At 42.1% G+C, this 2,995-nt stretch carries 4 protein-coding genes and 1 pseudogene; 2 read left to right on the top strand and 3 right to left on the bottom strand.

Going from position 1 to position 2,995, the window contains the following annotated elements; genetic code table 11:
• Nucleotides 1-552: 552 nt before the first annotated feature.
• Nucleotides 553-1,455 (bottom strand): annotated as a pseudogene (locus tag F6J99_RS43795) (serine/threonine-protein kinase); the annotation flags it as partial.
• Between the two features lie 40 nt (nucleotides 1,456-1,495).
• Between F6J99_RS43795 and F6J99_RS43790 the strand changes: the two are divergent.
• Nucleotides 1,496-1,621: a hypothetical protein gene (locus F6J99_RS43790; protein WP_293123414.1), complete on the top strand. Its 126-nt coding sequence runs from the start codon at nucleotides 1,496-1,498 to the stop codon at nucleotides 1,619-1,621.
• Here F6J99_RS43790 and F6J99_RS43785 read toward each other — a convergent pair.
• Both F6J99_RS43785 and F6J99_RS43780 read right to left on the bottom strand, forming a co-directional pair.
• On the bottom strand, nucleotides 1,592-1,900 hold the full coding sequence (locus F6J99_RS43785) for a DUF3593 domain-containing protein (protein ID WP_070394114.1): 309 nt from the start codon (nucleotides 1,898-1,900) through the stop codon (nucleotides 1,592-1,594). The genes F6J99_RS43790 and F6J99_RS43785 overlap by 30 nt on opposite strands.
• Nucleotides 1,901-2,098: 198 nt before the next feature.
• Nucleotides 2,099-2,389: a DUF2499 domain-containing protein gene (locus F6J99_RS43780; RefSeq protein ID WP_070394113.1), complete on the bottom strand. Its 291-nt coding sequence runs from the start codon at nucleotides 2,387-2,389 to the stop codon at nucleotides 2,099-2,101.
• Nucleotides 2,390-2,767: 378 nt separating this feature from the next.
• Here F6J99_RS43780 and F6J99_RS43775 point away from each other — a divergent pair.
• On the top strand, nucleotides 2,768-2,995 hold a 228-nt coding region (locus F6J99_RS43775), incomplete at its 3' end, for a hypothetical protein (RefSeq protein WP_293123409.1).

Here is a 2,995-nt window from a genome sequence, read left to right as displayed (position 1 = left end):
TAATTAGTAAGCCAAAAGTCCATTTTATAGAACTTGATATAACCAGCTAAAATCCTATCTTATTCCCTAACTCCAACTTCTTATCTTCTTAGCAATCTCCTAAAACTATAGCGTTTCTCATAGCTAAGAGGTACACAGATTTTTTTCCCTATTCCCTATTCCCTATTCCCTATTCCCTGTTCCCTACTCCCTACTCCCTACTCCCTGCTCCCTTCTTTCTCAACCTGAACCAGGATTTTGCTGAGGATTAGAAGAGCCAATAAATTCAGATTGGATCTCCTCCAGTTCCCGATCAAGTTTAGTTTTAGTTTTCGGTAAACTACTAGACCCAGCCACCTTAGAGCCAAGGGTTTGATGGGTTGATTTAGTAGTCGGATTACCCATAATTTCAGACTTCAATTCTTCTAATTCTTGAGCAATCCTTTTATTCAATCCCCCAACTGCTGGCTTTGATGGTACAGTAGGTTTGATAGGTGTAACTGGTTTTCGTTGTCTTAGAGGTGTAACTGGTTTTTGTTGCCTGAGAGGTGTTGGGGGAGTTGTCTGAACATGTAAATCTTTACTTACCTCAGCCGCTGATTGATAACGTCGGTTAATAGCCCCCGCTATCATCTTGTCGATGATGCGACCAAGCTGATCACTAATAGGATGACTCAAAAAGTTGCGCCATATCCAGACACCCTCCCTGACATCAAATAAATCACAGGGGTGCCTATGGGTCAACAAATGAATACAAGTGATACCAAGACTATAGATATCACTGGCAAAAACTGCTCTACCAATACTTTGCTCTGGTGATACATAACCAAATGAGCCAATCGCTGTCCCAGTTTTCCCTAGACTAGTGCCAGTAGCAGCTTTCGATGCTCCAAAATCAACCAGAACCAGTTGACCACGGACCTGGGTTGCTCCCCCCACAACAGAAGACTTTAAACCCCTGCGGCGAATAATATTTTCTGGCTTGATGTCCCGATGGATGACATGATGTTGATGAACAAATTGCAGCAATGGCAGCAAATCATCCAGTAGCGCCCGAATTTGTGCTTCATTAAATCCACCGCGACTGGCCAGTTCTTGCAGTAAGTTTTGTCCATCGATAAACTCTTGCACCAAATACTGTTGGCTATCTTGACAAAAATACGCCAGCAGTTCCGGAACTTGAGGATGTTTGCCCAACTCATCCAGCCGTACCGCTTCCAGGGTGAATAACTCAGCTGCCTTTTGAACCGTGTTAGTTCCCTGGGCTTGGGGAAAAAACTGCTTGATGACGCAGGGAGGTTTGGAAGGTTTATCTTCATCCACAGCCAAGAAGGTTTTACCGAATCCACCTTGACCTATAGGTTTAATCCCTCGGTATCGCTCTTTGAGCAGCAACTTCGAGCCACAGGCAATGCAAAATTTAGTTCCTTCTCGATTTTTGGGATTGGGGCAAGTGGGATTGAGACAGTAGCTCATTATACTGGTCAGCAGTCGGGCTTTTATCTATAATTATATATTGCCCTATCTACGAACAGATATTTTTGAGGCCATATTCCCTACTCCCTACTCCCTACTCCCTACTCCCTACTCCCTACTCCCTACTCCCTACTCCCTACTCCCTACTCCCTGTTCCCTTTGCTAGATGTTCCATAATTGCTTGTCGGAAGCCCAATACTACTAAAGTATTGGACAGGGTTAAAAAAAACTCAGCACTGCCATGTAGCCAATCCACATCAGCTAATGCTTCATGATAAGCTACCTCAGAATAAATTCCAGCTGGGATGGTAATAAAAACAAACACCAACAGGACGTAAAATCCGATTAGCGCTAAACGGGGTGTTTGTCCAGAACGAGTGATAAACCACAAGAATCCTAGGTAAGGAAATAGGGAAATAGCAAATAATGTTTCTTTAGAAATCATCTGAATATCAGCAAAAACGGTTGTCAAAATGATTGGTAAAACGTCAGCCGTGAGCTAAAAGCTCACGCTACGCGTTCAGCCGTCAGCCGTCAGCTGATAGCTGATAGCTGATAGCTGATAGCACCTCAAGTAGCATCTCAAGTAGCGCTAATCGCTGAGTGATTACCGTAAAACTTATCCCTGGCATTGGTAGCAACCCTACGCTGAACGCCAAATCCACCAAGCTGCTCCACAGAGGGTACAGTTACCTACAACCGTCATCGCTGCTTGGACTGTAACCATCCACTCCAGGGATTGTTGGTTGTCAAAAAAGTGCCAGGTGATAGCACACATCGCACTGACCAATGCTGGTAACATGGCAAAAGACAATGCCCACCATGCACGATTGCCAGTAATTTCACCATAAGTCCAGATTAACCAAATTGCAGCGATCCACTCGATAACACTGGAAATGTGAATAATCCAAGTTGGAATTGATAGAGCATGCATAAAAAAACTTAGTACTACAGACTAATAGGTAATGGGTAATGGGTAATGGGTAATGGGTAATGGGTAATGGGTAATGGCTTAGGAGTAATCACAATTAGTAATTTTTAAATTACTAATTTAAAAGTTACCAAAACCCAAGCTTGATAATAGTAATGCTTCTAGACATCCCATTATCTCCACTTTACTTGTTTGATTATACCAAGATTATACCAGCTAGTTTACCTAAACTTTAAAAGTTTATTAGTACTAATGCCTAATTCATAATCCGAATATGCCAAATCCTCTCCTAACTAAATAAAATAGTAGAATCACTTACACAATCAAAAAGCCCTGATGTTATCGTCGGAATTAAACACATTCTGACTGATTCTTATAACTATGACATCACAAGATGTTTTTGAAAAAGGTGGTTTCGAGAGCAGTGATTTTACCAATTGGCAGACTATCGGCGATGCTAGACTTGAAACAGAAACATTTGGAATCAGCCCAACTCAAGGAACCTACCAAGCATTAATTACCAATGGAAACCAGTCTGTCAGCATTGCTCAACTGGAAAACTTCTTGGGGTTAAATACAGCAGAGTTAGATCAACTAGGCAATGGGAAA

This window comes from Moorena sp. SIO4G3, from assembly GCF_010692305.1.
In the GTDB taxonomy this organism is placed as follows: domain Bacteria; phylum Cyanobacteriota; class Cyanobacteriia; order Cyanobacteriales; family Coleofasciculaceae; genus Moorena; species Moorena producens_A.
This window is presented reverse-complemented; position numbering and strand designations above follow the sequence as displayed.